The organism is Nitriliruptor alkaliphilus DSM 45188, assembly GCF_000969705.1.
Classification (GTDB): Bacteria; Actinomycetota; Nitriliruptoria; order Nitriliruptorales; family Nitriliruptoraceae; genus Nitriliruptor; species Nitriliruptor alkaliphilus.
In genome coordinates, this window is record NZ_KQ033901.1 from 1,590,856 (window position 1) to 1,616,998 (window position 26,143).

The following is a 26,143-nucleotide window of genomic DNA, read 5'->3' on the forward strand; positions in this document are numbered from 1 at the left end:
ACGTGGACGAGCGGACCGCAGCACCACTGATCGATGAGCGCGTCGCCATCACGGCGGCGCGCCTCGTCGTCCTCGGACGACGCGACGACCCTGCTGCGGCGGCCCGACTGCGCGCGGACGTCGCCGACGACCTGCCGGCCATCGACGCGGCTGCCCGTGCCTGGACCGGCCTCGGCCAGGACCTGCCGCCGACGACCGCCCGCGTGGTCGGCCGCCTCGGGTGGGTCCGTGCGAACCTGGCTGGCCTCAGGGGTGCGTTCGAGCCGTTGCGCGAGCGTCTCGGACCTCGCCGCGTGGTGACCTCGCGGGTGCTCGGCGCGCAGCTCGGGGCGCTGTTCGGTCTGCTGTCGACCCGGGTGCTCGGCCAGTTCGTCCTCCCGCTCGGCTCGCGGGTGCCGGGTGGTGCCAGCGGTGAGCTGCTCGTGGTCGGCCCGAACGTCCTGGCGCTGGCCGAGGATCGTGGCGACCTGGCCGTCGACGTCCGCCGCACCGTGCTGCTGCACGAGGTGACCCACCGGCTCCAGTTCGACGGTGCTCCCTGGCTGGGGCCCCACCTGCAGGGCTTGCTCGATCGCTACCTGTCCAACGCCCGGATCTCCGGCGCCGCCATCACCGAGGTCGCCGCCGACCTGCCGGGCGCGGTCGCGAAGGTGATCGAGACCGGCTCGCCGCAGCCACTGATCGAGGTGGTGCTCACCCCTGAACAGCTCGAGGTGATGGCCGAGGCCCAGGGTCTGATGAGCCTCTTGGAGGGCCACGGCAACGCCGCCATGTACGGCGCGACCTCCGGGCTGGTCGTCGATCCCGAAGGGGTCCGCGAGCACCTCGCCAGCCGCCGCGGCGACGTCACCGCCAAGGTGCTCAACGCCATCGGCGGCATGGAGCTCAAGCGCCGGCAGTACGCCGAGGGGGAGGGCTTCGTCGACGAGGTCCTGGCGCGCGCCGGGATCGCCGGCCTCAACCGCGCCTTCGAGCGGCCCGAGCACCTGCCGCGTGGCGAGGAGATCGCCGACCCGGACGGGTGGCTCTCGCGCGTGGCCGTGTCGGACACGTGACCGCACGCCCGGGCCCGCTCCCCGCAGGCCTCGGCCGGGCGGCGCTCGTCGCGGCGGTGCGGGAGGGGCTGGCCGGTGTGGCCGACGGCGCCTCAGCCATCGTGGCGCTCTCGGGAGGGCCCGACTCGACGGCGCTCGCCTACCTCGCCACCGAGGCGCGGCCGGACCTGGACGTGACGCTGGTCCACGTCCGTCACGGCCTGCGCGACGACCGTGAGGACCTCGCGGTCGTGGAACGGCACGCCGACTTCCTCGGCCTCCCGCTCGAGGTCGTGGAGGTGGCGGTCCGGCGACGTGGGCACGGGATCGAGGCCGCGGCCCGTGAGGCGAGGTACGGCGCCCTGCGGGAGATCGCCGCCGCAGCGGGCGCCACCGCTGTCCTGGTCGGCCACAGCGCCGAGGATCAGGCCGAGACGGTCCTGCTCCGCGCTGCGCGTGGGACGGGCGTGACGGGACTGGCGGCGATGTCGCCGGACGCGGGGGGTGTGGTGCGACCGCTGCTGCGGGTGCGGCGCGGTGATCTGCGGCGGTTCGTCGCGCTCGAGGGCCTGCCGGTGGCCGCCGACCCGAGCAACACCGACCCGGCCGTGCGGCGGGTGGCGGTCCGCGACCAGGTCCTCCCCGCGCTCGACCTGGTCGCGCCCGACCCCGTCGGTGCGCTCGGCCGGCTCGCCGCGCTGGCCGCAGACGACGAGGAGGCGCTCGCGTCGCTCGCGGCCGACGCGCTCACGGGGGCCGCCGTGCGGATCGGCGACGTCGTCGCGGTGCCGGACGCCGCCGTCGCCCAGCTGCCCGTCGCGGTCCGTCGGCGCGTGTGGCGCCAGCTGCTGACCCCTGCCAGCGGCCACCCACCGTCGTCGGCCATCCTCGCCGAGCTCGAGGCGCTCGCCCCCGGCCGGCGTCTGCTGGTCGGCCAGATCGAGGTCTCGGCCGGCGGCGGCTGGCTCGCCTTCGGCCCCCCTCGGGTCGACGACGTGCCGCCGGTGCGCCTCACGGTCCCCGGGGTGAGCGCGTGGCCGCTCGCCGCCGTCGAGGTGCGCGCCTGCACCGCGGCGGGCAGCGGCCACCCCGGTGCGCCGCCCGGGCAGATCGCCTTCGAGCTGTCGGGTGCCTGGACGCCACCGGTGCCCGCCCGGGCCGACCTGGCCGTCCCACCCGGGGGGCGCCCCGAGCGCTGCCACCTGACCCTGGCAGCCGGCACCGGACCGCTGACGATCCGGCGACGGCGACCCGGGGACCGCTGCCGCACCGCGGCCGGCACCCGCCGCGTCGCCGAGCTGCTCGTCGACGCCAAGGTCCCGCGACCCGTCCGGGACCGCTGGCCGCTGCTGGTGGCCGACGGCCGCGTCCTGTGGGTGCCCGGGGTCGCCGCCGACGCCGACGCACTGGCTGCCGGCCGCGCGGCACCGGCCGTCCAGCTGGTGCTGGCCCCCGCCCAGCCCCGTTAGGGTTCCGGCCCCTCGCCCGCCACCCCCCGGACCTTCCCCACCACCCCCCCGGAGCCCGTGATGTCCGAGCTCGACTCGATCCCGACCATCCACCGCGGCGACATCGAGTCCGTCCTGATCCCGGCCGACGACATCGACGCCAAGGTCGCCGAGCTCGCAGCGCGCGTCTCGGCTGACTACGCCGGCCGCGAGGTGCTCCTCGTCGGGGTGCTCAAGGGGGCACTGCTGGTCATGGCCGACCTCATGCGTCACCTGGAGATCCCGGTCTCCATCGATTTCATGGCGGTCTCGTCCTACGGGGCCGCGACCTCCTCCTCGGGCGTGGTGCGCATCCTCAAGGACCTCGACGCGGACATCGAGGGCCAGGACGTGATCATCGTCGAGGACATCGTCGACTCCGGCCTGACCCTGGACTACCTGGTCAAGAACCTGCGCTCCCGCAAGCCCGCCTCGCTCGAGGTCCTGACGCTCCTGACCAAGCCGTCGCGCCGAGAGGTGGACCTGCCGGTGCGCTACGTCGGGTTCGAGGTGCCCGACGTGTTCGTGGTCGGCTACGGCCTCGACTACGCCGAGCGGTACCGCAACCTGCCGTGCGTCGCGACGCTCTCGCCCGAGGTCTACAGCGGCTCCTGAGGCGGGTCCGCCCCTGCGTCGCCGTCCCGCAGCCCGGGTCCGGCCAGCCACCCCGCTGGTAGCATCGAACATTCCACACGCGGGCGGGTTCGCCCCCGCGTGGCACGCGATCGGGGTGGCCTGCGCCGGGCTCGATGCCCCGAGCTCCGCTCCTCCGCCTCCAGCGACGCAGAAGGTGGCACCTAGATGAAGCCAGGTCAGCGGCTCCTCCGCGGCCCTCTCCCGTGGGTCCTCGCCTTCGCTGCGGCCCTGTGGATCGGCGTCAGCATCCTCAGCAGCGCGGCGGCGCCAGACGAGCTGACCTGGACCGAGTTCTCGGCGGCGGTCGAGGAGGGCCAGCTCCAGGGGCAGAACCTCGAGGAGACCACGATCGGCAGCCGCTCCCACAGCATGGAGGGCGAGCGGGTCGTCAACGGTCAGCCGACGAGTTTCCGCGTCATCTACGACCCGGACATCGTCGGTGACCAGATCGGGGACTGGATCGAGGCCGGCCGGCTGCGGACCGCCTTCAACGCCGAGGCCCCGGGCGCGCTGACCTCCATCCTCGCGACGGTGCTGCCGTTCATCCTCATCCTCGGGATCTTCTTCCTGCTGATGAACAACATGCAGGGCGGTGGCGGCCGGGTCATGCAGTTCGGCAAGTCCAAGGCCAAGATGGTCTCCAAGGACGCACCGAAGGTGACCTTCGCCGACGTGGCCGGTGCGGACGAGGCCGTCGAGGAACTGCGCGAGATCAAGGAGTTCCTCTCCAACCCGCAGAAGTTCCAGGCGATGGGCGCCAAGATCCCGAAGGGTGCCCTGCTCTACGGGCCCCCCGGGACGGGCAAGACCCTGCTGGCCCGGGCGGTCGCCGGCGAGGCCGGCGTCCCGTTCTTCTCGATCTCGGGGTCGGACTTCGTCGAGATGTTCGTCGGTGTCGGTGCGTCGCGCGTCCGCGACCTGTTCGAACAGGCCAAGGCCAACGCGCCCGCCATCATCTTCGTCGACGAGATCGACGCCGTCGGTCGCCACCGCGGTGCGGGGATGGGCGGCGGTCACGACGAGCGCGAGCAGACCCTCAACCAGCTGCTGGTCGAGATGGACGGGTTCGACGTCCGCACGACGGTCATCCTCATCGCGGCCACCAACCGTCCCGACATCCTCGACCCCGCCCTGCTGCGTCCGGGTCGCTTCGACCGCCAGATCCCGGTCGACCGTCCGGACCTGATCGGTCGCGAGTCGATCCTCAACGTCCACGCCCGGGGCAAGCCGCTCGACGACGACGTCGACCTGTCGGTGCTGGCCCGCCAGACGCCGGGCTTCACCGGCGCCGACCTCGCCAACCTCGTCAACGAGGGTGCGTTGCTCGCGGCCCGGTACGGCAAGAAGACCATCGCCATGTCCGAGCTCGAGGAGTCGATCGAGCGCGTCATCGCCGGCCCCGAGCGCCGGACCCGCCTGATGTCCGAGCGCGAGAAGCGGACCGTCGCCTACCACGAGGGTGGGCACGCCATCGTGGGTCACGCGCTGCCGAACGCCGACCCGGTGCACAAGGTCACCATCATCCCGCGCGGACAGGCCCTCGGGTTCACGATGCAGCTGCCCACCGAGGACAAGTACCTGATCTCGCGCAGCGAGCTGATCGACCGGCTCGCGGTCATGCTCGGTGGTCGTGTCGCCGAGGAGCTCAAGATCGGCGACATCACCACCGGTGCCGGCGACGACATCAAGAAGGCGACCGCGACCGCCAAGCAGATGGTCACCCAGTACGGGATGAGCGACCTCCTCGGCCCGATCACGCTCGGCAGCGGGGACTCCCAGCCGTTCATGGGTCGCGAGATGGGCGGCGCGCCGGACTACTCCGGGCAGGTGGCCGCCCAGATCGACGAGGAGGTGCGCAAGCTCCTCGACGAGGCCCACGACGAGGCGCTCGAGATCCTGGTCGAGAACGACGACGTGCTCGAGGCCCTGGCCGCCAAGCTCCTCGAGGTCGAGACCGTCGACGGCGCGTTGATGGCCGAGGTCTTCGCGCCGATCGACAAGCGTCCGACGCGGGCCGTCGTTGCACCGGAGCAGAAGGACGCGGCTCACGTCATCGATCGGCTCCGCCGCCTCGACCCGTCCCTGCGTCAGAACAGTGGCAACGGGTCCCACGGCAACGGTGGTCCGACGAAGGCCACGCGGAAGACGACGCGCAAGAGCACCTCCGGGTCGTCCACCGAGAAGCGGTCCACGAAGCGGTCGACGAGCGCCCGTCGCCGCGACACCGAGGACTGAGGTGCGCCACATCACCGGCGTGGAGCCCAACGGTTCGTTCGATCACGACAAGATCCAACGGGCCGTGCGGATGCTGTTCGAGGCGATCGGCGAGGACCCCGACCGTCCCGGCATCGTCGACACGCCCGCGCGCGTCGCCCGTGAGTACGACGAGATCTTCGCGGGGCTGCTCGTCGACCCCGCCGACGTGCTGTCGGTCGTGTTCGACGAGAACCACGACGAGATCGTGATGATGCGCGACATCGCCTTCAACAGCATGTGCGAGCACCACCTCGTCCCGTTCAGCGGCCGGGCGCACGTGGCGTACCTGCCGAACGTGTCGGGGCAGGTCACGGGGTTGTCGAAGCTCGCCCGGCTCGTGGACGTGTGCGCGAAGCGGCCGGGCCTCCAGGAACGCATGACGACGATGATCGCCGACACCATGGAGCGCAAGCTCGAGCCGCGCGGGGTGATGGTGGTGATCGAGGCCCGTCACCTGTGCATGGAGATGCGCGGCATCCGCCGTGCGGGTGCCGAGACGGTGACCTCGACGGTCCGGGGTGCCTTCCGGGACGACCCGAGCACCCGAGCGGAGGCCCTCGCGCTGCTGCGCGGCGGCTTCGGCGGCCTCGCCTGACCGTCTGCGCGGCGTCACGCTGACCGGGCGGACGGACGCGCGCGTTCGTGCCCTAGGCTGCGTAGCCCGCACCGTCGATGGAGGCCAGCCCCGTGGCGGACGATCGCCCGATCTGCCGCGTCGAGGACGCGCGTCTGGTGCCGGATGGTGGTCCGGCACGGTTGGTGCTGACCGGGCTCGATCGCGCCGCGGAGATCGCCGACAAGGTCGCGGCCGCGCGTGGCGTGGGACGCGCCGACGGGGACCGGCTGGAGGTCATGGCGGTGCCCTCGCGCCTGACCGACGCTGCGGGCCGGGTCGGTGGCGCTGACCTCGCCGTACCGCTCGGTGAGGTCGTCGAGGCTGCGGTCGCCGCCTGGCTGGCGGGCTCGCCGGACCTGGTCACCCCCGCTGGCACCCTGCCGACCGGTTCGCGCCCGGTCGTCCTCGGGGTCCTGAACGTCACCCCGGATTCGTTCTCGGACGGCGGTACCGCGTTCGGCCCGGCCGACCACCCGGCAGCGGCCATCCGCGCCGGTGAGGCGCTGCTGGCCGCCGGGGCGGACGCGATCGACATCGGGGGGGAGTCGACCCGGCCGGGTGCGGACCCGGTGCCCCTCGACGAGGAGCTGCGGCGGGTGCTGCCCGTGGTCGAGGCGCTGGCCGCGACCGGCGCGGTCGTGGCCATCGACACGGTGAAGGGCGCGGTGGCGCGCGCCGCCGTCGAGGCTGGCGCCAGCATCGTCAACGACGTGTCCGGCGGGTCGCTCGACCCGGACATGCGCGAGGCGGTGCTCGACCTCGGCGTGCCGTACGTGCTCACCCACCTGCTCGGCGAGCCACGGACCATGCAGCGCGATCCGCGCTACGACGACGTGGTCACCGAGGTGTTCGACCACCTCGCCGCCGGCGTCCGTGGCCTGGTCGCCGACGGGCTGCCGGCGGACCACATCGTGGTCGACCCGGGACTCGGGTTCGGGAAGACCGCGCGGCACAACCTGGCGCTCCTGCGGGCCACACGCGACCTGACCTCCCTCGGCAGGCCCGTGCTGATCGGCGCCTCCCGCAAGAGCTTCCTCGGCACCCTCACCGGCGTCGACGACCCGGCGCAGCGGATCGAGGGATCCCTCGCCGCGGCCGCCGTGGCGGTGACCGGGGGCGCCCGGATCATCCGCGCGCACGACGTGCAGGCCACCGTCCGCGCCGTCCGGGTCGCCCACGCCGTCGCGCAGAGCCAGGACGCCTGACCACGCCAGCCTCGGCGGTCCCGGCGACTTCGCTCAGGACACCGCGGTGGGCGGGGCGATCGGCAGGTGCGGCCTGACCAGAACCGTGAGATGCGACGGTTCTCGTCGCCGCGCCGCTCGGCGGCGCCTCGAGCCAGCCCACAACCGTCACACGCGACGGTTGTGGGGGATCGCCTGGCGCGACGGGTGGCCGCGGAGGCCGGGAACCGTCACCTCCGACGGTTGTGGGGCGGGATTGACGATCCCCCCGGCGTCGCCGGACGGGTGCGCAACCGCCGTGTGTTCCACCGGTAGCGCCGCGGCCCGAGGGTCCCGGCGATGCCCACGCGCGGGCGCGCTCCGTCGGGGGAGCGGGTCGCAGTAGCCTCGTGGTCCGTCGGTTCCCACCGCCCAGGATCCCCGTTGGACCGCATCGCCGTGACCGGCATCGAGGTGTTCGCCCACCACGGGGTGCTGCCGCACGAGCGTGCACTCGGCCAGCGGTTCGTGATCGACCTGGTGCTCGAGCTCGATCTCGCGCCCGCCGCCGCGTCCGACGACGTGAACGACACCGTCCACTACGGCGAGCTGGCCGCGGACGTGGCCGCGCTGGTGGCCGACGACCCGGTCGATCTGATCGAGACCGTCGCCGAGCGCGTCGCGACCCGGTGTCTGGTCGACCCGCGGGTCTCGGCGACCGAGGTCACCGTCCACAAGCCGGCGGCGCCGCTGCCCGTCGTCGCCACCGAGGTCGCCGTCACGGTCCGCCGCGAGCGCACCTGATGGCGGCCGAGCTCACCTTCCTGTCGCTCGGCGCGAACGTCGGTGATGCACTCGAGACGTTGACCGCCGCCGTGTACGCCCTCGACGAGCTCGACGGGGTGGCGGTCGAGGAGGTCTCGGGGGTGTACGAGACCGCCCCGTGGCCGCCCCCGGACGACCCGCGGCACGTTCCCCAGGACCCCTACCTCAACCTGGTCGTGCGCAGCCGGACGAGCCTCACCCCCCGGGCGTTGCTGCACGAGACGCAGCTGCTCGAGACCGCGTTCGGTCGGGACCGGGCGACCGAACAGCGCTGGGGCCCGCGGCCGCTGGACATCGACCTGCTGCTCGTCGGCGACGCGTTGGTGGACACCCCCGAGCTCCAGCTTCCCCACCCGCGCCTCGAGGAACGCGCCTTCGTGCTGGTGCCGCTGCTCGAGGTCTGGCCAGGCGGCACGCTGCCGGGCGGGCGTCGCGTCACCCAGGCGCTCGCGGCCCTGGCGCCCATCGAGGGGATCGAGCTGGTGGTCCGCCTGGCCGACGTGCCCGGACGTCACCTCACGCGTCCCGAGGGACCCGGTGCCCCTCCGCCGTCGTTCGATCGTCCCGGCCTCGACCCGACACCGGATGGACCTCGGGGTGACCGGTGAGCCGAGGTCGTCGTGTGGCCATCGTCGGACCCGGCCGCGTCGGCACGCTGCTGGCGGTCTCGCTGGCGCGGGCCGGCTGGCAGCCGGTCGCCGTCGCGGGTGGCGGTGACGGCTCCCGTGAGCGCGTCGCGGCGCTCGTGGCCGGGTGCCGCCCCCACGCGGACGTCGCCGAGGCGGTGGCCGGGACCGACCTCGTCGTGCTCGCCACCCCCGACGACGTGCTCGAGCGGGTCGTCACCGAGCTGGCCCGTCGTGACGCCTTCGTCGAGGGGCAGCGGGTCGTCCACGTCGCCGGCTCGGCCGGTCTGGCACCGCTGCGACGCGCCTCGCTGGCAGGCGCCCGCGTCGCCGCCTGCCACCCGGCCATGACCGTGCCCTCGGGTGCGGTCGATCCGGACCTCCTCGTCGGCGCAGCGTGGGCGGTCACCGCAGCGGCCCCCGACCGCGGATGGGCGCACGGGCTGGTCGGCGACCTCGGTGGGGACGCGTTCGACGTGCCCGACGACGTCCGCGGCCTGTACCACGCCGGCCTCGCCACCGGCAGCAACGCAGCGGCGGCCGCCGTGGTCGTGGCGCGCCAGCTGCTGCTGGCGGCCGGCATCGACGATCCCGCACGCTTCCTCGGACCGTTGGTCGAGCGCAGCGTCGCCAACGCGCTCAGCCGTGGCGCATCGGCGCTCACCGGCCCGGTGGTCCGCGGGGACGTGCGGACCGTCGCCGGCCACCTCGACGCCCTGGCCGCTGACGTGCCCGAGCTGCGCGACGCCTACCGTGACCTCACCCGGGTCCTCCTCGGCCGCGTCCGAGCCGACCTGTCGCCGGCGGCCGCCGCCGAACTCGACACCCTCCTCGACCCCGACCGGAGCTGACCGATGCGACGGGTCACCACCATCGCCGAGGTACGGGCCGCGGTCGCGGCGGCGCGCGCGGACGGCCAGCGGGTGGGGCTGGTCCCGACGATGGGGGCGCTCCACGAGGGGCACCTGGCGCTGGTGCGTGAGGCGGCCATCCACGCCGATGTCGTGGTCGTGTCCGTCTTCGTCAACCCGACCCAGTTCGACCGTGCCGACGACCTGGCCGCCTACCCCCGGGACCTCGACGGTGACGAGGCGCAGCTCGCGGCGCTCGGCGACCTCGCCCCGGCGATCGTCTTCGCGCCCGACACCGGCGAGGTCTACCCCCGCGAACCCCTCACGACCGTCACGGTGGCAGGGCTGACCGAACGGCTCTGCGGTGCTTCCCGCCCCGGCCACTTCGACGGGGTCGCGACCGTCTGCACCAAGCTGTTCTCCATCGTCCAGCCCGACCTCGCGGTGTTCGGCCGCAAGGACTTCCAGCAGCTCCAGGTCATCCGCCGCGTCGTCGCCGACCTCGACCTGCCCGTCGAGGTCATCGGCGCACCGACCATCCGCGAACCCGACGGCCTGGCGATGTCGTCACGGAACCGGCGTCTGTCCACCGACGACCGTGCCAGCGCCCTCGCCCTCTCGCGAGCCCTGCGAGCCGGCGTCGCCGTCCGTCGCAGAGCCGCAGCCGGGGGCCACCCCATCGACCCGGTTCGGGTGCGCGAGGAGGTCGCCGGTACCCTCGGCGCCGCCCCCGGGGTCACCGTCGACTACGTCGAGGTGCTCGACCCCGAGACCCTCACACCACCCGACGCGTCCTCGCGCGGGCAGGCGGGAGACGGACCTCCGGAGGCCGACCAGCTGCTGGTCGCCGTCGCCGCCCACGTCGGCCCGGTCCGCCTCATCGACAACGTCGTGCTGGGCGACACCGAGGACGAGGAACGGCTGCTCGCGGCGACGAGCTGACCACCGACACGGTGGCACCGGTTGGAACCCGAACGCGGACAGCGGGACGGAACGACACGGCGAAGGGTGGGTGCCCATGCACCGCACGATGATGAAGTCCAAGATCCACCGCGCGACGGTGACCGAGGCGAACCTCGACTACGTCGGCTCGATCACCATCGACCGCGACCTGATGGACGCGGCCGACCTCCTCGTCAACGAGAAGGTGCAGGTGGTCGACAACGACAACGGGGCGCGGCTCGAGACCTACGTGATCGAGGGGGAACGCGGGTCGGGCGTGGTGTGCCTCAACGGGGCTGCCGCCAGGCTCGTGCACCCCGGTGACACCGTCATCATCATCTCCTACGCCGAGCTCGAGGACGCCGCCGCGCGGACCTGGGAGCCGACGGTCGTCTTCGTCGACGGCGACAACCGTCAGGTGTCGATCGAGTCCGCCGAGCAGCACGGCGCGATCCGGGGCGTGGCCTGAGCGCCGGCACGGATCCGATCCCAGGCCCCGCCGCCCTCCCCGGCGACGGGGTGCTCGACGAGGCCGCCGTGGTGGTCGCGGCGGACGAGGCGGTCGCCCGGGCGCTGGCGGAGGACCTCGACGTCCCCGTCGACGCCACGCCGGCGGTCCGCCGGGCGGCCGACGTGACCGCCGGGGCGACCGTGCCCGCCGACCTCCCCGGCGAGGCGTCCCTGATCGCGCGAGCCGACGGCACCGTGGCCGGCTGCGACCTCGTGGCGCGGGTGTTCGCGGCCGTCGACCCGTCGGTCGAGGTCGTGCTCGACGTCACCGACGGGCAGCGGGTCACCCGCGGTGACGTCCTCGGCCGCATCACGGGGCCGCTGGCGTCCGTGCTGGCCGGCGAACGCACCGCGCTGAACTTCCTCACCCACCTGTCGGGGGTCGCGACCCGGACCCGCGCGTTCGCCGATGCGGTCGCGGGGACCGGGTGCGTGGTCCGGGACACCCGCAAGACCACGCCCGGGCTGCGGCTGCTGGAGAAGGCCGCCGTCCGCGCCGGCGGCGGGGTCAACCACCGGGTCGGGCTGTGGGACGCGTTGCTGGTCAAGGACAACCATATCGCCGCCGCCGGTGGGGTCGCCGAGGCGACGCGTCGCGCGTTGGCGGCGGCCGGCGATCGCAACGTGCAGGTCGAGGTGACCTCGATCGCCGAGCTCGACGCCGCGGTGGCGGCTGGCGCGCGCGACGTCCTGCTCGACAACTTCACGCCGGAGGGCTGCGCGGCAGCCGTCGCCCACCTCGCAGCCGGTGCCAGCGCGGACCGTGTCCTGCTCGAGGCGTCCGGCACCATCCGGCTCGACACCGTCGCGGCGTACGCGGCGTCGGGGGTCGACCGGGTCGCGGTCGGCGGCCTGACCCACTCCGCGCCCCAGCTCGACATCGCGCTGGACGTCCGCGCCGTCGGTCACAGCTCACCCGCGGAGGCCTGAGTGCTGCTCGCCATCGATGTCGGCAACTCCACCACGGTGGTCGGCACCTTCCAGGGGGACGAGCTGCGCGACCACTGGCGGCTGTCGACCCACGCGCACGAGACCGCCGACGAGCTCGCCCTGAAGCTGTCCGGCCTGCTGCGCTTCGCGGGCCTCGACCTCGGCCAGGACGTGGACGGCAGCATCGTCTCCTCCGTCGTGCCCACCCTCACCGAGACGCTCCGCCAGGTGGCCGAGCGCTACCTGCGTCGTCCCCTGGTGGTGGTCGAGCCCGGGGTGCGAACCGGCCTGGCGCTCCGGGTCGACAACCCGCGCGAGATCGGTGCCGACCGCATCGTGAACGCGGTCGCCGCCTACGAGCTGTACGGCGGCCCGGCCATCGTGGTCGACTTCGGCACCGCCACGTCCTTCGACGTGGTCGACGGCGAGGGGCAGTTCATCGGGGGCGCGATCGCGCCCGGGGTCACCACCTCGGCCGACGCGCTCGTGCGGCGCGCCGCACGGTTGCCGCGGGTCGAGACGGTCACCCCACCATCGCCGATCGGTCGGTCGACGGTCACCGCGCTGCAGTCGGGCATCGTCTACGGCGCGGCTGGTCAGGTCGACGCGCTCGTGGCCCGCATGTCCCGTGAGCTCGGTCCGGGGGTGACCACCGTCGCCACGGGGGGGCTGGCGCACTCGGTCCTCGCCGCCTGCGAGAGCATCGACCACCACGATCCGTGGTTGACCCTCAAGGGGTTGGCGCTGGTCTGGGACCGCAACCGTCCCTGACGGGTGCCCTGCGCCGCTGTCACGCAGGGTGCCTTGACCTCGAGTGTACTCGAGGTTCTAGCGTCGGCGGCTGCTGACCGCAGGAGCCTTTCGTGTCCCAGACCCTCCCCGCCACCCGCGCCGTCCTCGACGACCTCCGTCGGGCCGTCCGTGGTGAGGTGATCGCCCCCGATGACCCCCGCTACGCCGATGCGCGCCAGGTCTACTACGGCGGCTTCGATCGTCGGCCGGCCGCCCTGGTCCGCCCGGTCGACGCCGGGGACGTCGCCGCCGCCGTCAGCCTCGCGCGCGAGCTCGACCTCGACCTCGCCGTCAGGAGCGGGGGTCACAGCCTCGCGGGCCACGGCACCGTCGAGGCCGGCGTGGTCCTCGACCTGTCCAGCCTCGACGATCTCGAACTCGACGTGGAGAGCCGAACGGCCTGGGTCGGCGCCGGTGTGACCGCCGGCGCCTACACCGAGGCGGCTGGCGTCCACGGCCTCGCGACCGGGTTCGGTGACGCGGGGACCGTCGGCATCGGTGGGTTGACCGTGGGCGGCGGTACGGGCTTCCTCAGCCGCAAGCACGGTCTGACCATCGATCAGCTCCTCGCCGCCGAGGTGGTCACCGCGGACGGGCGCATCCAGCTGGTGGACGAGGTCCACGAACCCGACCTGTTCTGGGGCATCCGCGGCGGTGGCGGCAACCTCGGCGTCGTGACCCGGCTGCGGTTCGTGTTGCACGACGTCTCCGAACTGACCGGTGGCATGCTCGTCCTGCCGGCGACGGCCGCGGTGCTGGCAGGCGTCGTCGCGACCGCCGACGCGGCGCCGGAGGAGCTGACCCTCCTGGCCAACACGATGGTCGCGCCGCCGATGCCCTTCCTGCCCGAGGAGGTCCACGGGCAGCTGGTCGTCGTGATCCTCGCGGTGCACGTCGGTCCGGCCGCTGCGGGCCAGGAGGCGCTGGCGCCGCTGCGGCGGCTGGCCACACCGCTCGTCGACGAGCTCGCCCCGATGGCGTACGCCGACCTGTTCGTCGAACCACCGGGCGTTGAGGACTTCCACCCCGTGGTGGTCACGCGCACGATGTTCCGTGAGACCTTCGGCGTCGCCGAGGCGGAGGTCGCCATCGACGGCCTGCTGGCGGCGACCACCCCCATGGCGGCGGTCCAGCTGCGGGTCCTCGGTGGCGCCGTCGCCCGGGTCCGGGACGACGCGACGGCCTACGCCCACCGCCAGCGGCGCCTGATGGTCAACGTCGCCGCCCTGTACGAGGATCCCATCGACGGGGCGACGGCGACCGTCTGGGCCGAGGATCTCGCCGCACGCCTGCGGGAGGCCGGCGTCGACGGCGCCTACGTCAACTTCCTCGGTGACGAGGGACCGGCGCGGGTCCGTGAGGCGTACCCCGGTGACACCTGGGATCGGCTCGCCCGGCTCAAGGCCCGCTACGACCCGACCAACCTGTTCCGCCACAACCAGAACGTCCCGCCGGGGTGATGCCCGTCGTCCGGTGTGCGCGGTCCCCGCGGCTACGTTGCGCTCCCCTGCCCTGCCGCCGCCACCGAGGCTCCCCGTGTCCGAGACGCCGCCCACCCCCGACGTGACCGAGGGCGACGAGCGCACGAAGCTCGACGAGATCGTGGCGACGCGACGTGCCAAGGTCGAGCAGCTGCGCGACCGGGGGGTCGAGCCCTACCCCGTCCGGTTCGCGCCGACGACCACGGTCGCCGACCTCGTCGCCGCCTACCCCGACCTCGAACCGGGGACGGAGACGGGGGACCGTGTCACGGTGGCGGGCCGCGTCGTGGCCAAGCGGGGGATGGGCCGGCTCAGCTTCCTGGTGCTGCAGGAGGACGACGCGCAGGTCCAGCTGTTCTGCCCGGTCAAGGCGCTGGACGAGCCGTCACGCGACCTGCTCGAGCTGCTCGACACCGGCGACTGGCTCGGCGCCGAGGGTGAGGTGCTGGCGACCAAGACGGGCGAACTGTCGGTCAAGCCGGCCAGCCTCACGCTCCTCGGCAAGGGCCTGCGGCCGCTGCCGGACAAGTGGCACGGGCTGTCGGACACCGAGGCGCGCTTCCGCCAGCGCGAGCTCGACCTCACGGTCAACGCCGACGCGCGGCGGGTCTTCCGGACCCGCGCCGCGGTGCTCAAGGCGTTGCGGGCCGAGCTCGACGATCGGGGGTACGTCGAGGTCGAGACCCCGATGCTGCACCCGATCCCCGGCGGCGCTGCGGCCAAGCCCTTCGTCACCCACCACAACGCGCTCGACACCGATCTGTACCTGCGGATCGCACCAGAGCTGTACCTCAAGCGACTGGTCGCCGGTGGTATGCGGCGCGTGTTCGAGATCAACCGCAGCTTCCGCAACGAGGGGATGTCGCCCCGGCACAACCCCGAGTTCACCATGCTCGAGTCCTACGAGGCCTACGCCGACTACCGCGACGTGATGGACCTCACCGAGGCGCTGCTGCAACGCGCGGCGCTGGCGGCCGTCGGCAGCCTCGAGCTGACCTACGGCGGCCGGCCGGTGTCCCTCGCCGGACCGTTCCGCCGCGTGTCCCTCCTCGACCTCGTGCGTGAGGCGACCGGCCGCCCCGAGCTGAGCTACGACGACGACGTCGCCACCTGGCGCGAGGTCTGCGCCGCGCACGAGGTCCTCATCGAGGACGCGTGGGGGCAGGGCAAGCTGGCCCTCGAGGTCTACGAGGCCCTTGTCGAGCACACCCTCTGGGACCCGACCTTCGTCATCGACTACCCGGTCGAGGTGTCGCCGCTCGCGCGCCGCCACCGGGACCTGCCGCACGTGACCGAACGCTTCGAGCTGATCGCGGTGGGGCGCGAGCACGCCAACGCCTTCTCCGAGCTGACCGACCCCGACGACCAGCGTGGCCGCTTCGAGGCCCAGGTCCGGGCCAAGGCCGCCGGCGACGACGAGGCGATGCCGCTCGACGAGCCCTACCTACGGGCCATGGAGCTCGGCATGCCGCCGATGGGGGGCCTCGGGGTGGGTGTGGACCGGGTCGTGATGCTGCTCGCCGACGTCCACAACATCCGCGACGTCATCCTCTTCCCGACCCTCCGCCCCGAGGTGGCGCCCTGAGCGTGACCGTCCGTGACCTGGCCGCGGGGGACGAGCCGCGGTGGCGCGAGCTGTGGGCCGACTTCCTCGAGTTCTACGAGCACCCCCTGCCCGAGGAGGTGACCGCCACGACGTTGACGCGACTGCTCGCGCGCGAGGACGGGATGCGCGGTCAGGTCGCGGTCGCAGACGACGGCAAGGTGGTGGGCTTCGTGCACACCGTCGTCCACGCCGGCACCTGGTCGGTCGCGCCGCGCTGCTACCTCGAGGACCTCTTCGTCGCCGCCGACGTCCGCGGCACCGGAGCGGGGCGGGCGCTGATCGAGGCGGCCCGCACCCACGCGGCGGCGCTCGGGTGCAGCGAGGTGTACTGGATCACCGAGTCCGGCAACGCCACGGCGCGGCGCCTGTACGACCGTGTCGCCAAGCTCGCCGACTACGTGCGTTACGAGATCGAGCTCGGGTGAGCTCGGCAGGACCGTGGACCGAGGGGGCACCGTGCGCATCACCACCTACTGCTCGTCGTCCGAGGCGGTGGACGCCGCCTACACCGAGGCTGCCCACCGCTACGGCTCGGCGCTCGGAGCGGCCGGTCACGAGCTGGTCTACGGCGGGACGTCCGTCGGGTTGATGGGCACCGTCGCCGCCTCGACGCGCGCCGCGGGTGGACGCGTGTCCGGCGTGCTGCCGCAGCTGATGTTCGACCGGGGCATCGCGGACGACGCTTGTGACGAGCTCGTGGTCACCGAGACGATGAGTGACCGCAAGCACGAGATGATCACCCGCGCCGACGCCTTCGTCGCCCTGCCGGGGGGTTTCGGGACCCTCGAGGAGCTGCTCGAGGTGCTGACCCTCAAGCAGCTCGGCTACCACCGCAAGCCCATCGTCCTGCTGCAGGTCGACGGTTTCTGGGACGGCTTGCTGACGTTCTTCGAGGAGCTCTACGCGCGCGCGTTCGCCAAGCCCGAGTACCGCCGCCTGTACCACCTCGCCGCGGACGTCGAGGACCTGCTCGAGCTGGTGGCCCGACCCCCGGAGGTCGACCTTCCGACGAAGTGGTACTAGTCGGCAGCCCGTTCGCGGAGCTGTTCGCCGAGCTCGCGCACGGTGGCGGCAGGATCGGCGGGGTCGACGAGGACCGGCCCGAACTCCTCGGTCGGGCCGGCGTCGGCTCGACCGACGTCGGTGATGGCGACGAGGGCGAGCCCGGCCACCAGCAGCGCCACGAGCCCCACGGCCAGCGGCAACCACGGCCGGCGCGGCGTGGCGGTGCGGTCGACGACCGTCGCCTCGCCGGCTGAGACGGCGTGCTGCGGTGACGGCGTGGTCCGGCCGTTGCGGACGCGAGGAAGCGCGGGGCGAGCGGCCGACGGTGTGCGTGTGGCAGCCGGGTGGGGGGCAGGCGTGGTGGCGTACCCCGCCGCGTGGCCGCCCACGAGCAGCTCGAGCGCCTCGAAGGCGTCGGTCGGACGGTCCTCGGGGTCCGCGGCCAGCAGGCGGCCCAGCAACCGCAGCAGGGCGGTCGGCAGCGCGTCGCCGAGCTCGGCCAACCTCGTGTCAGCGGCGGGCCCGGGTGGTTCGCCCGTCAGCAGCTCGGTGAGGGTGGCCCCGAGCGCCCACAGATCGGTCCGGACCGTCGCCGATGCACCACGGCGACGCTCGGGGGCGAGGTAGGCGGCCGTCCCGATCACGAACCCGGTCCGGGTCATGCGATCGCCGTCGACGGCGATCGCGATGCCGAAGTCGGTGACCTTGATGGTGCCGTCCGGGGCGCGCAGGAGGTTGCCGGGCTTGACGTCCCGGTGCAGCAGCCCGGCCTCGTGCGCGCGTCCGAGGCCGGCGAGCGCCTCGATGGCGATGTCGAGGACCTCGTCGCCGGGCAGCGGTCCGTCGGCCGCGAGGATCTCGGCGAGGCTCGGTCCGGCCACGCACTCCATGACCAGGTAGGGCCGACCGTCCTCCTCGCCGACGTCGTGGACCCCGACGACCCGGGGGTCGGAGATGGCCGCAGCGGCGCGACCCTCCTGGATGAACCGGGACCGGGCCGCCTCGTCCATGCAGAGGTTGTCGGCCAGGATCTTGATCGCCACGTCGCGGTCGAGGAGTTCGTCGCGAGCGCGCACCACGAGGCCCATGCCGCCGACCCCGAGGCTGCCGAGCACCCGGTACCGGCCGTCCGCGAGGGTCTCCGGCAGCAGCGGTGTGGGGTGGGTGGCGTCATCGGTCCCCACCCCGGGGCCGGCGCGGTCGGCGGCGGTCATCCTCTGCCCCGACCGTCACGGTGCCCCGGGGGGCCGTCCCCGTCGGGGCCCTGCCCCCTCGCCGGGCCGTTCGAGCCGCCGCCGCCCTCCGGCTCCGGGTCGTCCGCGTCGTCCTCCGGGGGCGGGGCAGGAGCGGGCTCCTGCGACGCGCTCACGTCCGCCTCGTCCGCTCCGTCCGCCTCGTCCGCTCCGTCGGCTTCGTCGGCTTCGTCGGCCTCCTCGGCCTCGTCCGGCGTGGTCGCCACCTCGCAGGTCAGCGCGGCCGTGGTCGCATCGACCACCCGCGTGGTCTCGGCCACCACGTCCTCGGGCGCGTCGCCGGCTTCGAGCGCTCGGGTGGCGCGCTCACGCAAGGCATCGGCCTCCAGGAGCGCGCGACAGGCGTCCTCGGCCTCGAGGGCCTCAGCCAGCCGATCGGCGCCGTCGGCCAGCACCGCGCCCGTCGCACGGTCGAACACAGCCCCGGGAGCGTCGGTGGTGCACCCCGTGGGGACCATCAGCAGGCACCCGCCGAGGACGGCGGTGCGCGCGGGGCGGTGTCGGGGGCCCATGTATCGAGCGTAGGTCCCTCGGGTCGGGCGGCCGTCGGCCGACAGGCCAGGAGGAGGGCTGTCCGTTCGATCCGGATGTGCGCCGCTGTGGCTCGCATCGGGAGGCAGAACGGTGCGTGACACCCCACCATCACCGACCCACCGGCTCCACCGAACCCCTGGATCCGCGCACAGCCTCGGCCGCCTGGCCGGGACCGTGCGGCCGGAACCGGCTGAACCCCGGCCGTACCGGCACCGAACCCGGGGAAGCGCGGCGGACCGATGGGTTACAGTCGGTCGAGGTCCCGGACCCTCACACGGAGGGCCGAGTGGCCCGTCCGTGGGGAGTGGTCCACATGTTCGAGCGGTTCACCGACCGGGCCCGCAGGGTGGTCGTCCTCGCCCAAGAAGAAGCGAGGATGCTCAACCACAACTACATCGGGACCGAGCACATCCTGCTCGGGCTGATCCACGAGGGTGAGGGCGTCGCCGCCAAGGCGCTCGAATCGATGAACATCTCCCTCGAGGCCGTCCGCAACCAGGTGACGGAGATCATCGGCCGTGGGCAGACCGCGCCCGCCGGCCACATCCCGTTCACGCCCCGCGCGAAGAAGGTGCTCGAGCTCTCGCTGCGCGAGGCGCTGCAGCTCGGCCACAACTACATCGGGACCGAGCACATCCTGCTCGGCCTGATCCGCGAGGGTGAGGGGGTGGCCGCCCAGGTCCTCCAGAAGCTCGGCGCGGACCTCAACCGCGTGCGTCAGCAGGTCATCCAGCTCCTGTCGGGCTACGCCGGCAGCGAGGGTGGCAAGGCCGGGGCCGGCGTCGGCGAGGGCACCACGGGCGGTGCCCGTGAAGGCTCGACCGTCCTCGACCAGTTCGGCCGCAACCTCACCCAGGCCGCCCGCGACGCCGAGCTCGACCCGGTCATCGGCCGCGCGCGCGAGATCGAGCGCGTGATGCAGGTCCTGTCGCGCCGCACCAAGAACAACCCCGTCCTGATCGGTGAGCCGGGCGTCGGCAAGACCGCCATCGTCGAGGGTCTGGCCCAGCGGATCGTGGCCGGCGAGGTGCCCGAGACCCTCACCGACAAGCACCTCTACACCCTCGACCTCGGTGCCCTCGTCGCCGGGTCGCGCTACCGCGGTGATTTCGAGGAGCGCCTCAAGAAGGTCCTCAAGGAGATCACCACCCGCGGTGACATCATCCTGTTCATCGACGAGATCCACACCCTCGTCGGTGCCGGCGCCGCCGAGGGCGCGATCGACGCGGCCAGCATCTTGAAGCCCATGCTCGCCCGTGGTGAGCTGCAGACCATCGGTGCGACGACCCTCGACGAGTACCGCAAGCACCTCGAGAAGGACGCCGCGCTCGAGCGTCGCTTCCAGCCGGTCAAGGTCGAGGAACCCTCGATGGAGCACACCATCGAGATCCTCAAGGGCCTCCGGGACCGCTACGAGGCCCACCACCGCGTGACCATCACCGACGAGGCGCTGGTGGCGTCCTCGGAACTCGCCGACCGCTACATCTCCGACCGCTACCTGCCCGACAAGGCCATCGACCTCATCGACGAGGCGGGCTCGCGCCTGCGCATCCGCTCGATGACCACCCCGCCCGACCTCGCCGAGCTCGACGCCTCCATCGAGGAGGCCCGCAAGGCGAAGGAGGACGCGATCGACGGGCAGGACTTCGAGCGCGCCGCTCGCCTGCGCGACGAGGAGAAGAAGCTCATCGAGAACCGGCAGCGCCGCGAGGACGAGTGGCGCTCCGAGGGCATGGACCAGGTGCTGACCGTCGACGAGGAGGTCATCGCCGAGGTCCTGGCGGTCTGGACCGGCATCCCGGTCTTCAAGCTGACCCAGGAGGAGACCGACAAGCTGCTGCACATGGAGGACGAGCTGCACAAGCGCGTCATCGGGCAGGAGCAGTCGATCACCGCGGTGTCCAAGGCGATCCGCCGCACCCGGGCGGGCCTGAAGGACCCCAAGCGCCCCTCGGGATCGTTCATCTTCCTCGGCCCCTCCGGCGTCGGCAAGACCGAGCTCGCCAAGACCCTCGCCGAGTACCTGTTCGGTGACGAGAACTCGTTGATCCACCTCGACATGTCCGAGTACATGGAGAAGCACACCGTCAGCCGGCTCATCGGTTCGCCGCCCGGCTACGTCGGCTACGACGAGGGCGGTCAGCTCACCGAGCAGGTGCGCAGGAAGCCCTTCTCCGTCGTCCTGTTCGACGAGGTCGAGAAGGCCCACCCGGACGTGTTCAACACGCTGCTGCAGATCCTCGAGGACGGGCGACTGACCGACGCGCAGGGCCGGACGGTGGACTTCAAGAACACCATCCTGATCATGACCTCGAACCTCGGCACCAAGAACCTCACCTCGCCGGCCGTCGGGTTCGTCGCCGCCGACGACGACTCGATGTACGAGAAGATGAAGCGGCAGGTCGACGACGAGCTCAAGAAGCACTTCCGACCCGAGTTCCTCAACCGCATCGACGACACCATCGTCTTCCACCCGCTGTCGCGGGACGAGGTCAAGGAGATCGTCGATCTGATGCTCAAGCGGGTGAAGTCCCAGCTGCGCATCAAGGACCTCGACCTCGAGCTGACCGACAACCTCAAGACGTGGCTCGCCGAGAAGGGGTACGACCCCCAGCTCGGTGCCCGGCCGCTGCGCCGCACCATCCAGCGTGAGCTCGAGGACAAGCTCTCCGAGCGCATCCTGCTCGGTGAGTTCACCGCCGGGCAGCTCATCGTCGCCGACGTCGACCCCGACGCCGACACGGTGGCGTTCCGCGCGGTCGACTCCCCGTCGGCGCCGGACGTCCCCCCGATCGAGCTCGCCGGCGGCGACCGTGACGAGGACAACGGCTCGGACTGACGACGCCGAGACGGACCGGACACGCCGAGAGGGGCGGCCACCTGGTGGCCGCCCCTCTCCGTCGTTCCGAGATCCAGTGAGAACAGTTCCGGGAACGACTGCTACGTTGTCGTCATGATGCCCTCACCTGCCCCCGCCGACCGCGACCCCCGCCTGCCCGTCACGGTGCTGTCGGGCTTCCTCGGTGCCGGCAAGACCTCCCTGCTGACCCACCTCCTGCACAACCGGGAGGGGATGAAGGTCGCCGTCATCGTCAACGACGTCAGCGCGGTCAACGTCGACGAAGCGCTCGTCCGTGGCGAGGTCCAGCTCGACCGTGTGGACGAGCAGCTCGTGGAGATGTCCAACGGGTGCATCTGCTGCACGCTGCGTGAGGACCTGCTCATCGAGGTGGCCGCCCTGGCCCGCCAGGGCCGCTTCGACGCGCTGCTGATCGAGTCGACCGGCATCTCCGAGCCGCTCCCGGTCGCGGTCACCTTCGCGTTCGAGCAGGTCGACGGCTCCAGCCTCGGCCAGCTCGCGCGCATCGACACCATGGTCTCGGTGGTCGACGCCTCGACGTTCCTCGATGAGGTGCAGGTCGAGGACCTGCTCGTCGATCGCGATCTCGAGGCCGCCCCGGACGACGACCGTGCGCTGTCGAACCTCCTGGTGGACCAGGTCGAGTTCGCCGACGTCCTCGTCCTGAACAAGGTCGACCTGGCAGGCCCCGAGCGCACGGCCGAGGTCGAAGCCGCTCTCCGGGTGCTCAACCCGACCGCCGAGGTGGTCCGGGCGACCTTCGGGAAGGTCGACCCCGCCGCCGTGCTCGGGACGGGCCGCTTCGACCTCGACGCCGCGGCCCAGCTGCCCGGCTGGGTCCGCGAGCTCGAGGGGTTCGACGACCCGGTCCCCGAGACCGAGGAGTACGGCATCTCGACCACGGTCTACCGCGCACGCCGGCCCTTCCACCCCGCCCGGCTCGCCGCCGCGGTCGAGCGTCTGGACGGGATCCTGCGTTCGAAGGGGGCGGTGTGGCTCGCCACCCGTCCCCGGGTGTGCGGTACCTGGTCGCAGGCCGGACCGTGGCTGCGGCTCGAGCCCGCCGGTTGGTGGCTCGCGGACACCGCTCGGTGCGACTGGGACCTCGACGACGAGGAGGAGGCCGCCCGGCTGCGTGTCTGGGACGAGTCGGTCGGCGACCGACGCCAGGAGCTGGTGTTCATCGGGCAGGATCTCGATGCTGCCGTGGTGCACGCCGCGCTCGACGAGGCGCTGCTCGACGCCGGTGAGATGGCGCTCGGCCCGGAGGGTTGGGCGCAGCTCGACGATCCGCTTCCGGCGTGGGCCGTCGCGGGCGACGGTTACGTTCACGACCACGACCACGCGGAGGCGCAGGTCGGGTGATCCGGAGGGCGATGTGGACACCGACGATCGCACACGAGGGATCGAACAGCTCTGGTCGGAGGGGGACTACACCGAGGTCGCGCGGTGGTTCGAGCCGATCAGCGATCGGCTGATCGACCAGCTGCGGCCAGCGGGGATGCACGTCCTCGACGCGGCGACCGGGACCGGGAACACCGCGCTCGCCGCGGCCCGTGCCGGTGCCGAGGTCGACGCCTTCGACCTGACCGAGCCCCTCCTCGACATCGCACGCTCCCGCGCGGCCGCCGAGGGCCTGGCCGTCCGGTTCCGGACCGGGGACCTGCTCGACGTCCCCTACGCCGACGCGTCCTTCGACCTCGTTCTGTCGACCTTCGGTGCGTTCACCGCCGACGACCCCGTGCGCGCGGCCGAGGAGCTCGTGCGCGTGTGCCGACCGGGCGGGACCGTCGTCAGCACGGCCTGGGGACGCGAAGGGATCATCGCCACCGTGCCGCAGGTCGTCCGCGAGCGTCGCCCCGAGCTGTTCCCCGACGGCGCGCCCGACCCCGCGCTCTGGGCGGTCCAGGCGGGGGCCGAGCAGCTGTTCGCAGGGTGCGACGTGGACATCGAGGTGCGGCGCGTGGAGACGTGGTTCCCCTTCCCCGGTCGTGACGACCTCATGCGGACCTTCGAGGCCGTGTCCGGTCCCATCCGTCGCCTCCGGGGCGCGGTGGGCGAGGACTGGCCAGTCATCCGTGCGGAGGTGATCGAGCGGTGGGCGGCGTTCGAGCGGCCGGCGGAGGCGGGGATCGAGCTGCTCGGCGTGCACGGCGAGGCGCAGGTGGTCCGGCGATCGTGACCGGGAGGGTGGGCCTCGGCGCGGGGCACTGGATCGACCGGTGGGAGCGTCAGCAGGAGCGCTACGCCATCGACCGGGAGGCCCGCTTCACGGCGATGGTCGACGTGATCGACCACGCGACCCGCGGTGTGCCGCACCCGCTCGTGGTCGACCTCGGTTGCGGCCCGGGCTCCCTCGCGCACCGGATCATGAACCGGCTGCCGAGCTGCGAGGTCGTGGCCGTCGACGCGGACCCGTTCCTGCTCGAGCTCGGGCGGGCCGGCCGTCCGGAGGCGGCCCGGTACGTGCAGGCGACGATCGGAGCGGACGGCTGGCTCCAGGCGGTCGCGCTGGAGCGTCAGCCGGATGTCGTCGCGACCGCGACCACGCTGCACTACCTGCCGGCAGCCGCGTTGCGCGACCTGTACCGCGAGCTCGCCGATCAGCTGACGGCGGGCGGGGTCTTCGTCAACGGGGACCACCTGCCGCCTCGGGACCCGGTGATCGCTGCGCTCGCGCGAGCTGCCGTCCCGCCCCCAGCACCGATCGACGACGTCGACGACTGGGCGTCGTGGTGGGCCGGTGTGGCCGACGACCCTCAGCTCGGCCCGGTGCTGGCCGCGACCGGACGGGCAGGCCCCGCCGTCGACGGCGACCACAGCACCCCCGTCGAGGACCACGTCGACCTGCTGCTGGCATCGGGGTTCCGGGCCGCATCGCCCGTGTGGCGTTCGGGACCGAGCGCGGTCCTGGTCGCCGTGCGCTGATCCACGCGATCCGAGCGCGACAGCACGCCGTCAGGGACCGCCCACGACGGGCGGTCCCTGACGGGTGTGGCGGAGGGCTCAGCCGCGCCGGGTCCGGCGCAGGGTGAGCGCACCCGACCCGATCAGGCCGCTGCCGAACAGCGCGGCCAGCAGCGGGGCGGTGCCGGTGTGAGGCAGCTGCGCCGCAGCCGCGGCCGGCGTGGCCTCGACGACCTCGGGCAGCACCTCGACCTCGGGCTGCTCGACCTCGGGCTGCTCGACCTCGGGCTCCTCCACGACCGGCAGGACCTCGACGACGACCTCGGGCTCCTCGACCTCAGGCTCCGGGACCTCGGGGACCTCGGGGACCTCCGGGACCTCGGGGATCTCCGGGACCTCGGGGATCTCCGGCACCTCGGGGACCTCTGGCTCGTCCCCCGTGCAGAAGGTCACGTGGCTGATCGCGGGCGGTGCGCTGTGGTCGACGCTTCCGGCGTACGCGTCGGGCGACAGCTGGGTGTCACCGGCGCCGGCCTTCACCACGATGCGGGTCACGAAGGCCTCGGAGGTCCAGTCGAAGGCGGTCACGCCCTCTTCGGCGTCGACGCCGGTGACCGTCACGATCACGCCTGCGCTGGATGCGGTATCGCCGACGGAGGGGTTGTTGCCGAGGAACGGCGAGTCGAACTTCGTCAGCGCCTCGAACGGGGCGCACTCACCGGCCGGGTTCCCGGCCGGCTCGGCGGCGGCGACGGCGGCGCCGGCGAACATCAGGCCGCCGGTCATGGTCGCCAGGACCGCAGCCGCGGTCGCGGCCCGTGCCCGGCCGGTCCAGGACTGCGAGCCGCCGAAGCTGGACAGGTTGGTGGTCGTCGTGATGGTCATGGGGTGGCTCCTCCGAGTTCGTGGCGCCGCGGGCTGCGGCGGCCATCGGGGTGCATCAAGCCCGACCGGCGCCGCCGCGACGTGAGCACCGACTGCTCGGTCGCGGTCCGACCGTTGCTCAGTCGAGGCCAGGAACTGCTCAGGCGCGGGGACCGAGCAACCCGGGCACGGCACCTGAGTAGGGGCTGCTCAGTCGGACCGATGGCGCCCGGGGCACGGTGCCGTCGACGCGAGAGGGCGACCGACGCCCCGCGGAGGAGAGATGACGATGAGCACGTTCCGACGCATGAAGGACGCAGCGGCGCTGGTCTCGGCCGCCCCCGGCCTGATCGACCAGGCGCAGCAGCTGGCCACCGAGGCGCAGCTGTTCGCTGCCGCGCAGCAGACGGTCTTCACCGTCGGCGCGGTCGCCCCGAGCTCCGACGCACCCGGCGCGGTGCGCGTCGCATCCGAGGGTCCGCAGACCCACCTGGAGGTCTGATCATGGGACTCTTCGGGAGCGTCAGGGCCCTGCAGCGGCAGGCGCGCGAGCTGGAGCGTTCGTCCGGAGCAGGCGGCGGGATCGGTCGCCTGCGGACCGCCATGGACGACGCGACACGACTGCTCGAACACCAGGCGGCCAGCTACGCCATCGCCAACGACGGCCGGCCGGGTGAGGCGACGATCCTCGCTGTGCGTGACACCGGCACCCGCGTCAACGGCAACGCGGTCCTGCAGTTCGATGTGAACCTCGTGGTACCGGACGAGGAACCAGCGACGGTGACGACCACCGCCGTGGTTCCGCCCCTGGCCCTGGCGCACGCCGTCCCGGGGGCTCGGCTCGCGGTCCGCGTCGGCCAGCCCGGAGCTCCGCTGTTCATCGAGCGGTTCGGGCCGGCGTGACCCGGCCGTGACCGGCAGGCCGCCGCCGCGCGACGGGACGCCTCCGTCGCGCGGCGGTCGCG

General features: G+C 72.9%; 26 protein-coding genes. 23 read left to right on the top strand and 3 right to left on the bottom strand.

Annotated elements, in window-relative coordinates:
* The first annotated feature begins 2 nt into the window (after positions 1-2).
* The 17 genes from NITAL_RS07535 (at position 3) to NITAL_RS07615 (ending at position 16,778) form a co-directional block, all read left to right on the top strand.
* Positions 3-1,055 carry a zinc-dependent metalloprotease gene (locus tag NITAL_RS07535; protein ID WP_052665484.1) on the top strand — a complete coding sequence of 351 codons (1,053 nt, stop codon included), beginning with the start codon at positions 3-5 and terminating at the stop codon, positions 1,053-1,055.
* Entirely contained in the window at positions 1,052-2,503 is a 1,452-nt protein-coding gene (gene tilS / locus NITAL_RS07540; protein WP_169786771.1) for a tRNA lysidine(34) synthetase TilS, read from the top strand. The genes NITAL_RS07535 and tilS overlap by 4 nt, the downstream gene beginning before the upstream one ends.
* A 60-nt stretch (positions 2,504-2,563) precedes the next feature.
* Entirely contained in the window at positions 2,564-3,136 is a 573-nt protein-coding gene (gene hpt / locus NITAL_RS07545) for a hypoxanthine phosphoribosyltransferase (protein ID WP_052665486.1), read from the top strand.
* 186 nt (positions 3,137-3,322) lie between these two features.
* Positions 3,323-5,392, top strand: coding sequence for an ATP-dependent zinc metalloprotease FtsH (ftsH, locus tag NITAL_RS07550; RefSeq protein WP_169786772.1), 2,070 nt, complete (start codon positions 3,323-3,325; stop codon positions 5,390-5,392).
* A gap of 1 nt (position 5,393) precedes the next feature.
* Complete coding sequence (gene folE / locus NITAL_RS07555; RefSeq protein ID WP_052665487.1) at positions 5,394-6,008, top strand: GTP cyclohydrolase I FolE; 615 nt, start codon at positions 5,394-5,396, stop codon at positions 6,006-6,008.
* A gap of 92 nt (positions 6,009-6,100) precedes the next feature.
* Positions 6,101-7,234, top strand: a complete 1,134-nt coding sequence (folP, locus tag NITAL_RS07560; RefSeq protein ID WP_211262260.1) for a dihydropteroate synthase — start codon at positions 6,101-6,103, stop codon at positions 7,232-7,234.
* Between the two features lie 402 nt (positions 7,235-7,636).
* Complete coding sequence (gene folB, locus NITAL_RS07565) at positions 7,637-7,996, top strand: dihydroneopterin aldolase (RefSeq protein WP_052665488.1); 360 nt, start codon at positions 7,637-7,639, stop codon at positions 7,994-7,996.
* The gene (folK, locus tag NITAL_RS07570) at positions 7,996-8,625 is read left to right on the top strand and encodes a 2-amino-4-hydroxy-6-hydroxymethyldihydropteridine diphosphokinase (RefSeq protein WP_052665489.1); all 630 of its coding nucleotides are present in this window, start codon (positions 7,996-7,998) and stop codon (positions 8,623-8,625) included. Before folB ends, folK begins: the two co-directional genes overlap by 1 nt.
* A 14-nt stretch (positions 8,626-8,639) precedes the next feature.
* Positions 8,640-9,494: a Rossmann-like and DUF2520 domain-containing protein gene (locus NITAL_RS07575; RefSeq protein WP_169786774.1), complete on the top strand. Its 855-nt coding sequence runs from the start codon at positions 8,640-8,642 to the stop codon at positions 9,492-9,494.
* Positions 9,495-9,497: 3 nt separating this feature from the next.
* Entirely contained in the window at positions 9,498-10,436 is a 939-nt protein-coding gene (panC, locus tag NITAL_RS07580) for a pantoate--beta-alanine ligase (protein WP_052665491.1), read from the top strand.
* A gap of 76 nt (positions 10,437-10,512) precedes the next feature.
* Complete coding sequence (gene panD, locus NITAL_RS07585) at positions 10,513-10,905, top strand: aspartate 1-decarboxylase (protein WP_052665492.1); 393 nt, start codon at positions 10,513-10,515, stop codon at positions 10,903-10,905.
* A gap of 50 nt (positions 10,906-10,955) precedes the next feature.
* Positions 10,956-11,876, top strand: a complete 921-nt coding sequence (gene nadC, locus NITAL_RS07590; protein WP_052665493.1) for a carboxylating nicotinate-nucleotide diphosphorylase — start codon at positions 10,956-10,958, stop codon at positions 11,874-11,876.
* Positions 11,877-12,647, top strand: coding sequence for a type III pantothenate kinase (locus tag NITAL_RS07595; RefSeq protein WP_052665494.1), 771 nt, complete (start codon positions 11,877-11,879; stop codon positions 12,645-12,647).
* 92 nt (positions 12,648-12,739) lie between these two features.
* Positions 12,740-14,128: an FAD-binding oxidoreductase gene (locus NITAL_RS07600; RefSeq protein WP_052665495.1), complete on the top strand. Its 1,389-nt coding sequence runs from the start codon at positions 12,740-12,742 to the stop codon at positions 14,126-14,128.
* Between the two features lie 76 nt (positions 14,129-14,204).
* The gene (lysS, locus tag NITAL_RS07605) at positions 14,205-15,734 is read left to right on the top strand and encodes a lysine--tRNA ligase (RefSeq protein ID WP_211262261.1); all 1,530 of its coding nucleotides are present in this window, start codon (positions 14,205-14,207) and stop codon (positions 15,732-15,734) included.
* Between the two features lie 2 nt (positions 15,735-15,736).
* Positions 15,737-16,180 (top strand): GNAT family N-acetyltransferase, encoded by a 444-nt coding sequence (locus NITAL_RS07610; RefSeq protein WP_052665496.1) that lies wholly within the window; start codon positions 15,737-15,739, stop codon positions 16,178-16,180.
* A 31-nt stretch (positions 16,181-16,211) separates the two neighbouring features.
* Complete coding sequence (locus NITAL_RS07615; protein WP_052669510.1) at positions 16,212-16,778, top strand: LOG family protein; 567 nt, start codon at positions 16,212-16,214, stop codon at positions 16,776-16,778.
* Here the strand turns inward: NITAL_RS07615 and NITAL_RS07620 are convergent.
* Positions 16,775-17,974: a serine/threonine-protein kinase gene (locus NITAL_RS07620; RefSeq protein WP_052665497.1), complete on the bottom strand. Its 1,200-nt coding sequence runs from the start codon at positions 17,972-17,974 to the stop codon at positions 16,775-16,777. The two genes, NITAL_RS07615 and NITAL_RS07620, sit on opposite strands and share 4 nt — an antisense overlap.
* The gene (locus NITAL_RS07625) at positions 17,971-18,525 is read right to left on the bottom strand and encodes a hypothetical protein (RefSeq protein ID WP_052665498.1); all 555 of its coding nucleotides are present in this window, start codon (positions 18,523-18,525) and stop codon (positions 17,971-17,973) included. Before NITAL_RS07625 ends, NITAL_RS07620 begins: the two co-directional genes overlap by 4 nt.
* 335 nt (positions 18,526-18,860) lie before the next feature.
* On the opposite strand from NITAL_RS07625, the gene NITAL_RS07630 reads away from it, so the two are divergent.
* The 4 genes from NITAL_RS07630 to NITAL_RS07645 all read left to right on the top strand — a co-directional run bounded on the left by NITAL_RS07630 (position 18,861) and on the right by NITAL_RS07645 (position 24,335).
* Positions 18,861-21,386 carry an ATP-dependent Clp protease ATP-binding subunit gene (locus NITAL_RS07630; protein WP_052669511.1) on the top strand — a complete coding sequence of 842 codons (2,526 nt, stop codon included), beginning with the start codon at positions 18,861-18,863 and terminating at the stop codon, positions 21,384-21,386.
* Positions 21,387-21,500: 114 nt separating this feature from the next.
* Positions 21,501-22,772 carry a GTP-binding protein gene (locus NITAL_RS07635; protein ID WP_211262262.1) on the top strand — a complete coding sequence of 424 codons (1,272 nt, stop codon included), beginning with the start codon at positions 21,501-21,503 and terminating at the stop codon, positions 22,770-22,772.
* Positions 22,773-22,785: 13 nt separating this feature from the next.
* Complete coding sequence (locus tag NITAL_RS07640) at positions 22,786-23,589, top strand: class I SAM-dependent methyltransferase (protein WP_052665499.1); 804 nt, start codon at positions 22,786-22,788, stop codon at positions 23,587-23,589.
* Positions 23,586-24,335, top strand: coding sequence for a class I SAM-dependent methyltransferase (locus tag NITAL_RS07645; RefSeq protein WP_211262263.1), 750 nt, complete (start codon positions 23,586-23,588; stop codon positions 24,333-24,335). The genes NITAL_RS07640 and NITAL_RS07645 overlap by 4 nt, the downstream gene beginning before the upstream one ends.
* 78 nt (positions 24,336-24,413) lie before the next feature.
* Here NITAL_RS07645 and NITAL_RS27115 read toward each other — a convergent pair whose 3' ends face one another.
* Positions 24,414-25,199, bottom strand: a complete 786-nt coding sequence (locus NITAL_RS27115; RefSeq protein ID WP_052665500.1) for an LPXTG cell wall anchor domain-containing protein — start codon at positions 25,197-25,199, stop codon at positions 24,414-24,416.
* Positions 25,200-25,467: 268 nt separating this feature from the next.
* Here NITAL_RS27115 and NITAL_RS07655 point away from each other — a divergent pair, with 268 nt between their 5' ends.
* Together NITAL_RS07655 and NITAL_RS07660 are read left to right on the top strand one after the other, a co-directional pair.
* The gene (locus NITAL_RS07655) at positions 25,468-25,680 is read left to right on the top strand and encodes a hypothetical protein (RefSeq protein WP_157041696.1); all 213 of its coding nucleotides are present in this window, start codon (positions 25,468-25,470) and stop codon (positions 25,678-25,680) included.
* A 2-nt stretch (positions 25,681-25,682) separates the two neighbouring features.
* Positions 25,683-26,081, top strand: coding sequence for a hypothetical protein (locus NITAL_RS07660; RefSeq protein ID WP_052665502.1), 399 nt, complete (start codon positions 25,683-25,685; stop codon positions 26,079-26,081).
* Positions 26,082-26,143: the final 62 nt, after the last annotated feature.